The organism is Cytophagia bacterium CHB2 (genome assembly GCA_030263535.1).
GTDB lineage: Bacteria > Zhuqueibacterota > Zhuqueibacteria > Zhuqueibacterales > Zhuqueibacteraceae > Coneutiohabitans.
In genome coordinates, this window is sequence record SZPB01000324.1 from 1 (window position 1) to 7,255 (window position 7,255).

Annotated in this window: 6 protein-coding genes and 1 pseudogene; 3 read left to right on the forward strand and 4 right to left on the reverse strand. The window is 55.5% G+C overall.

What is annotated here, in order from left to right; all coding sequences use genetic code 11:
• The 3 genes from FBQ85_23500 to FBQ85_23510 form a co-directional block, all read left to right on the forward strand.
• A partial coding sequence (locus FBQ85_23500) for a 5-(carboxyamino)imidazole ribonucleotide synthase (GenBank protein MDL1878108.1) occupies positions 1-1,015 on the forward strand: 1,015 nt, incomplete at its 5' end.
• Positions 1,016-1,107: 92 nt separating this feature from the next.
• Positions 1,108-2,055 carry an ABC transporter ATP-binding protein gene (locus tag FBQ85_23505; protein MDL1878109.1) on the forward strand — a complete coding sequence of 316 codons (948 nt, stop codon included), beginning with the start codon at positions 1,108-1,110 and terminating at the stop codon, positions 2,053-2,055.
• Positions 2,036-2,839 (forward strand): hypothetical protein, encoded by an 804-nt coding sequence (locus tag FBQ85_23510; protein MDL1878110.1) that lies wholly within the window; start codon positions 2,036-2,038, stop codon positions 2,837-2,839. Before FBQ85_23505 ends, FBQ85_23510 begins: the two co-directional genes overlap by 20 nt.
• A gap of 250 nt (positions 2,840-3,089) precedes the next feature.
• Here FBQ85_23510 and FBQ85_23515 read toward each other — a convergent pair whose 3' ends face one another.
• The 4 genes and pseudogenes from FBQ85_23515 to FBQ85_23530 form a co-directional block, all read right to left on the reverse strand.
• Complete coding sequence (locus FBQ85_23515; protein ID MDL1878111.1) at positions 3,090-3,992, reverse strand: alpha/beta hydrolase; 903 nt, start codon at positions 3,990-3,992, stop codon at positions 3,090-3,092.
• Between the two features lie 209 nt (positions 3,993-4,201).
• Positions 4,202-5,719, reverse strand: a pseudogene (gene moeB, locus FBQ85_23520) (molybdopterin-synthase adenylyltransferase MoeB).
• Between the two features lie 131 nt (positions 5,720-5,850).
• Positions 5,851-6,309 (reverse strand): M67 family metallopeptidase, encoded by a 459-nt coding sequence (locus FBQ85_23525; protein MDL1878112.1) that lies wholly within the window; start codon positions 6,307-6,309, stop codon positions 5,851-5,853.
• Positions 6,299-7,177: a cysteine synthase family protein gene (locus tag FBQ85_23530; protein MDL1878113.1), complete on the reverse strand. Its 879-nt coding sequence runs from the start codon at positions 7,175-7,177 to the stop codon at positions 6,299-6,301. The genes FBQ85_23525 and FBQ85_23530 overlap by 11 nt, the downstream gene beginning before the upstream one ends.
• Positions 7,178-7,255: the final 78 nt, after the last annotated feature.

Sequence of the window (7,255 nt, forward strand, 5' to 3'; positions counted from 1 at the left end):
GGATTCGCCCACGGGCCAAATCGCGGACCGCGAAATCGTTGCGCCGTACGATGATCTCGATGCGGTACGGGATTTCGTGCGTGATGTCAGCGTGGTGACGTTTGAATTCGAGAATATTTCCGCCGCCGCTGCCGCGGTTGCTGCGGCGTATGTGCCGGTGCATCCCAGCGCGGAAGTGCTGCACATTACACAAAATCGCTTGCGCGAAAAAATATTTCTGGCCAACGCCGGTTTTCCGGTGGCGCCGTTTCAGCCGGTCAAGTCTTTGTCAGATTTGCAGACGGCTTTGCACAAAATTGGTTTTCCCGCGGTGCTTAAAACCGCCAGCTTTGGTTATGACGGCAAGGGCCAATCCAAAATCAATTCGATGGAAGACGCGAGCGAGTCGTTTGATTTTTTGGAAGAAAAGGAGGGTGTGCTGGAAGCGTTTGCGGATTTCAGCAAGGAAGTTTCAGTGGTGGCGGCGCGCGGCCTTGACGGCACATTTGTGCACTATGGCGTCATGGAGAATTCGCATCGCCATCATATTCTCGATATCACGCTCGCGCCCGGCCGGGTGTCACCCAGAGTGGCGAAAGACGCGGTTGAGATCGCGCACGGCATTTTGGAGAAGCTCAAAGTGGTGGGAGTTTTGTGTGTGGAATTTTTTGTGACGAAGGACGACAAGCTTTTGGTAAACGAGCTCGCCCCGCGCCCGCATAACTCTGGCCATTTGACGATTGAAGCGTGCGTCACCAGTCAATTTGAGCAGCAATTGCGCGCGGTGTGCGGCTTGCCGCTGGGTTCTACGCAGCAGTTACGCCCGGCAGCCATGGCGAATTTGCTCGGCGAATTGTGGGAAAATGGCGAGCCGAACTGGCCGGCGGTTGCGGCGTTTCCTGAAGTAAAGCTTCATCTCTATGGCAAGTTGGGTGCGCGCATCGGCCGCAAGATGGGCCACCTCACCGCGCTGGCAGACTCGGTTGAAGCAGCGCATGCGCGCGTAGTCGCGGCGCGCGAGGCATTGATCAAGTGAGCCGCCTGGTTGTGAGCCTTTGAGTTGACCTATAGTATTTTTAGTGATGAAGAGTAACCGAAAAAAGGCTGGCAACCAATGAAAATTTCGTTATGCATGCGATCATCACGACCTCGAATTTGACGAAACGCTTTGGCGAACTCCTGGCCCTTGATCAGGTAAGCATTGCTGTTGCGCCGGGAACGGTGTTCGGTTTTCTCGGTCCCAACGGCGCGGGCAAAACCACGGCCGTGCGCCTGTTGAACGGCTTATTGCAACCCAGCGCCGGCGAGGCGTTTGTGCTCGGCCATAATATCGCGACAGAAAGCGACCAGATTCGCGCGCGTTGCGGCGTGCAAACCGATACCAATCTTTATGATAAACTTTCGGCGCACGATAACTTGGAAGTCTGGGGCATGCTTTACGGCTTGGCAGGAAGCCGGCTTGCCGCGCGCATTGCAACCTTGCTTGAGATGTTCGAGCTGACGGACAGGCGTGACACGCTGGTGGGCGGTTTCAGCAAGGGCATGAAACAGAAGCTGGCCATCGCGCGCGCGTTGATACATGATCCTGAAATTTTGTTTCTCGATGAGCCGACCGCCGGCCTCGATCCCGAAGCGTCGGAAGATCTTTTGCTTTATTTGCGCAAATTCATTGCTGACAAAAAGCGCACGGTATTCCTGTGCTCGCATCGCCTCGAAGAAGTCGAGTTTCTGTGCGAAGCTATCGCGATCATCCATCGCGGCCGCATGCTGGCGAGCGGAACGATCTCAGCTTTGCGCGCGCAGCTTTGGCCGGAGTTGTCGTTTCGCATCCGCTTGCTTCACCTGCACACGGAGATTCTTGCTGCACTCAACCGGCAAGGCTACGCGGCGCACGTTGATGAACAAGATCACAGCCTCAACGTCGCGCTCAAAAACGAAACGGAGATTGCCAACATTGTCAAGCTATTGGTGCAAGCCGGCGCAGAGATTTTGGCCGTCCAGGAAGAGCGGCCGTCATTGAAGGATATTTATTTTGCCCTCATGCCGCGGGAGAATCATGGACATTCGCCGGATTAAAATCATCTTTATGAAAGATTGGAAGGAACTGCGCCAGAGCAAGCAGGCCATGCTGCCCATGTTGATTTTGCCGGTAATCTTCGTGGTGGTGCTGCCGGTGATTCTTGTGTTCGCCGCCACGCAGGCAGCGGCTGACCCGCGCACCGCCGAGATGCTGAAAAATATGTCAAAAATCGGACTGCCGCCGGATTTGAACGAACAACAGGCGGTCATCTACATGATGCTCATCTTCATTCTCGCGCCGTTTTTTTTACTGATTCCGGTGATGAATGCCAGCATCATCGCGGCCAGCAGCTTCGCCGGAGAGAAGGAACGCAAAACCATCGAAGGCTTGCTCTACACGCCGGTCACGGACAAAGAACTGGTGTTGGGCAAGGTTGCGGTTTGTGTTGTTCCCGCCGTCCTGATCGCATGGCTATCTTTTGTGGTTTACGGAGTCCTGGTCAATGCGTTCGCTTACCCGTTTTTCGGCCGCTTGATCTTTCCCACGGCGAACTGGGTGACGTTGATTTTCTGGCTCACACCCGGCCTGAGCTTTCTTTCATTGGCGATGGTGGTTGCCGTTTCCCAGCGGGCGGCCGGCGTGTGGGAGGCGCAGCAAATCTCTGCGCTGTTGCTGCTGCCCATTATCGGCGTGATGATTTCACAAGTGAAGGGTGTGCTCTATCTCACCGTGCCGGTAAACTTGATTGCAGGCGCGGTGATTTACGTCATCGATGTGTTTGTCTATCGCTGGCTTGTGCGCACGCTGAATCGCGAGCGCATTGTCACAAAGCTGGTTTAGGTGATTAACTTCTCAAAGGTCGAATAAAATTCTGAAAGTGTCTCGCCCATGGAAACGAAATCCCACTGAAAAGGCTTTTGCTTTTTTGTGGGATTTCAATTTTGTGGGCGAGGTTCACAACGCTGCTCGAGGAACTGTGATTTGCAATTTGTCTGAAAACTGGCGCAGGTTTTGGTTGGCGATTGACGAGAATTATTGCGGTAGGATTTTTAAGATGTTGCCCAGCGCTATTGTCGCTACCAGCGCTGGCTCATGCCGCCCAATGTCCCTCGATAAATTTCGCAAGGCGTGAGATGGCCTGTTGTGCTTCCGGCAATTTTGAGGCGAAGAGATGCCAACCATGAAACACGTTCTTGCTCACCTCCAGCTCGACCTTCACACCCGCCGCCAACGCGCGCTCAGCCAGCCGCACAGCATCATCGTATAGAATCTCTTCCGACCCGACTTGCAGCAATAGCGGCGGCAACCCGTGCAAATCCGCATATAGTGGGGAAGCGAAAGGCGCACGCGGATCTTTTCCGCCCAAATAATTTTTTGCCCACGCACGTAATGCTGCGCGAGTCAATACCGGGTCAGCCGCGGCGTTGGCCGTGAGTGAGTGTCCGGTCAATTCGAGATCGACCCAGGGTGACAGGCAAACAGCGGCTGCGGGCATCGGCTCTCCGTGATAGCGCAATGAAACGAGCGTCGCAATCGCCAGCCCGCCGCCGGCAGAGTCGCCGGCAAGCGCGAGTTGATCCGGCTGCACACCCTCCGCCAAGAACCAGCAGTAGACTCTCACTGCGTCTTCCAATGCCGCCGGAAACAAATGCTCCGGCGCAAGGCGATAGGCAATCGTCAACACCCGCGCCCGGCAGGCGCGGCCAATGCGCGCTGCGAGCGCGCGATGAGTGTGCAATGATCCCAGATTGTAGCCGCCGCCGTGCAAATACAAAATGACGCGTGCGTCCATCGTTTCCGGGGAGACAATCCATTCGGCCGGCACGCCGCCTGCCGAAACCGGCTGGCAAACAACTTCGCGGCCAACCGTAAAGCGCTTGGCAAATTCTTCAAACGCCTCGCGCTGCTGCGCGATCGTGGCGTTGGGTCGCAAGGCCAGAAAGCGCCGCAGGCGCAAAATGGATTTGAGGATTTTTAGTTGCCAGTCTGGCATGAATCGCAAAGAGTTCCGAGATTGTCGAGGCCGGTTGTTGCGAGCGCCGATCGACGTCTAAAGAACGTTCCCAATCTCCAACCGCGAATAGACGCGACTCATCGCGAATTAAAAAGCATTAGCGGCCATTCGCGTTGATTAGCGGTTTAAAGAAAATGAGAAAGTTTTCTAAATGACGATCCTTGGGTAGCGGAACAGCAAGTAAACAATCAGTATTTTGGCAGCGACGGATCCACATCATCAGCCCAGGCATGAATGCCGCCGGCAAGATTTTTTGCTGAAGCATATCCTGCTTGTTGCAGCAGCGTGACCGCCTTGGCGCTGCGCTTGCCGGTGCGGCAATAGGCCACAATCGGCTGCGCCCCGTTGATTTCCGCAAGGCGTTCCGGCAGTTGCGGCAGCGGGATCAACGTTGCTCCCGGAATCGCGCAAATTTCGTACTCATAAGCTTCACGCACATCGAGCAAATAAATCGGCTCGCTTTTCAATTTCCGGGCCAGCTCGGTTGCCGAGATGTCAAAGCTATTGACGATCTTGCCGTCCCGGCCATCATCTTCGACCACCGGCATGCCGCAAAATTGTTCGTAGTCGATCAACTCGGTGATGGTGGGATGCGGACCGCAAATGGGGCAATGCGGGTCTTTGCGCAATTTCATTTCGCGAAAGTGCATGGCCAGCGCATCAAAAAGCAAAAGCCTGCCAATCAGCGGCTCGCCTGCGCCGAGAATGAGCTTGATCGCTTCATTCGCTTGAATGGTTCCGATAATGCCCGGCAGCACGCCCAGCACGCCGCCTTCCGCGCAGCTTGGCACGAGTCCGGGCGGCGGGGGCTCGGGGTACAAGCAGCGATAGCACGGCCCCTGTTCCGCCCAAAACACGCTGGCCTGGCCTTCGAAGCGGAAAATGCTGCCGTAAACATTGGGCTTTTTCAGCAACACACAAACATCATTCACCAAATAGCGGGTGGGGAAATTGTCCGTGCCGTCGATCACGAGATCATAATCTTTGGCAATGGCCAGCGCATTGTCCGCGCTGAAGCGGGTTTCATGCGTTTCCACGTGAACGTTCGGATTGATGCCGGCAATAAAATTTTTTGCGCTGGCCAATTTTGATTTACCGACATTCTGCGTCGAATGTATAACCTGCCGCTGCAAATTGGACGAATCGACGACGTCGAAATCAACCAGGCCCAAGCGCCCGACGCCTGCGGCAGCCAGATACATCGCCAGCGGCGAGCCCAACCCGCCGGTGCCAATCAACAAAACACTGGCGGCTTTTAATTTTTTTTGCCCGGACATGGCAACTTCCGGCAAAATCAAATGGCGACTGTAGCGCTGAATTTCTTCCGCGCTAAGAGTTACGGCCTGAGAGTTGTGCATAATTGCTCAATTCATTTGGTGGTTGTGTTCGTTATTATGAATTCAACATTTTGCCAGTACGCTGTTGCCGCGCGCTCAGCCGCCGGCCACCGAAGGCACGATGCTTATCTCGGCATTCTCGCGCACCGGCGTGGCCTCGTTTTGCAAGTGGCGAATTTCTTCATCGCCGACAAACACATTGACAAATTTTCGAAGCTGGCCTTGTTCGTTGAGCAGATGGCGCTGCAACTCCGGAAAACGCGCCGTGAGCTGGGTGAAAACTTCTCCCACCGTGCTGCCTGGAATTTCCACGCGCGCTTGCTGCTGTGTGAACGCGCGTAAAGCGGAAGGGATGATGACATATGCCATGATTATTTTCCTCAATTGATATGATTCTGTAGAGATTTTTGCAACAACTAAAAAGCATCATTCAAATACATTGCGCCAGAAGGCGCGCAAAGCTGCAATAAAGTTCTGAAAGTGTTTCGTGCACAAAGCGGTTATTGCCGCGCCAGATCGTGTTTGGCGATATCCAACCGCACGCGGCAGAACTCGCCCGGCTCGCCGCGCAATTGCCACAGGCTGGCATCAATAAATTTGCCGGCGGATACGGCCAAAATCAACCACAGTCCGCGATCGCCGCGATCACGCGCCAACTTCAAATCCGTCGGCGACGGGCCTTGGCGGGCATTGGGATGCGAATGATAATGCCCCACGATTTCCCAGCCGAAGTTATCGGCTTCGCGATAAACGCGCAATTGTTCGCGCGGGTCAAATTCGAAGCCTTGATTCGGATTCGCGCTGGCGTTGCGCAGCGCACGCGGTGTGGCAATATGCCAGCCGGCTTCACCTCGCATTCCCAAGAGCAAGCCGCAACATTCCGCCGGAAAAGCCGCCTCCGCTTCCTGCATTATCGCATCAAGATGCTCTGCGGAAAGCCACGCGCGATCAGCGTTCATGCCAGAACCTCTCCTCCAGATAGCGGTGGCCGCCGTCCGGAAAAACCGTGACCACAATGCCGTTTTCGATCCGCGTCGTGATCTGGCGCGCCGCTTCCAGCGCTGCGCCGCTCGATAAGCCGATCAAAAAACCTTTGCGCCGCGCCGTGTCTCGCACCAACTCGAAAGCGGCCTCGGTTGCTACGCCGATGTTTTCATCGGCAAGTTGGGGATCGTAAATCTCCGGCACGATCGCCGTCGGCATATGCTTGAGGCCTTCCAAACCGTGCAGCGGCGAATCCGGTTGCATGGAGATCAAACGAATGCCGGCATTGAAAGCGAGCAAGCGTTTGCCGGTTCCGATGAACGTGCCGCTCGTGCCCAAACCCGCAACGAAATGCGTTAGCCGGCCGGAGGTTTGTTGCCAAATTTCGCGCGCCGTGGTGTGATAATGCGCGCGCCAATTTTCAGGATTGTTGTATTGGTTGGCATAAAAGTAACGCGCCGGCGCTTCTTCATACATGGCGCGCACCTGGCGAATCGCGCCGTCCGAGCCTTCGCTCGCGCTCGTCCAAATCACTTCGGCGCCATAAGCCTGCAACAAGTTTTTTTGATATGCGCTGACATTCTCCGGCACAACAAGACGCACGCGCACACCTAACGCGGCGCCGAGCATCGCATAAGCCACACCCGTGTTGCCGGAAGTTGAGTCCAGCAAAATTTTATCGCGGGTGAGCTGGCCGGCATGCCACGCCGCGCGGAAGATCCGGCTGGCTGCGCGATCTTTGATCGAACGTCCGGGATTTTGCCATTCGGCTTTGGCAAAGATTCTGACGCCGCGGCGCATCGAATAGTCCGAGAGATTCAGCAAGGGCGTATGTCCAACCATTGCAAAAACGGAGCGGTGACGCACGCGCGTGCGGCGGCGGCGAACCGAGGCAATCATCACGTTCGGCATAGATAAAAT

What these genes read in the sequence shown, in the direction of transcription:
- FBQ85_23515 (MDL1878111.1), bottom strand. Translation starts at nt 3,992, where the DNA reads ATGCCAGACTGGCAACTAAAAATCCTCAAATCCATTTTGCGCCTGCGG.
- FBQ85_23525 (MDL1878112.1), bottom strand. Translation starts at nt 6,309, where the DNA reads ATGAACGCTGATCGCGCGTGGCTTTCCGCAGAGCATCTTGATGCGATA.
- FBQ85_23530 (MDL1878113.1), bottom strand. Translation starts at nt 7,177, where the DNA reads ATGGTTGGACATACGCCCTTGCTGAATCTCTCGGACTATTCGATGCGC.
- FBQ85_23510 (MDL1878110.1), top strand. Translation starts at nt 2,036, where the DNA reads ATGGACATTCGCCGGATTAAAATCATCTTTATGAAAGATTGGAAGGAA.
- FBQ85_23505 (MDL1878109.1), top strand. Translation starts at nt 1,108, where the DNA reads ATGCATGCGATCATCACGACCTCGAATTTGACGAAACGCTTTGGCGAA.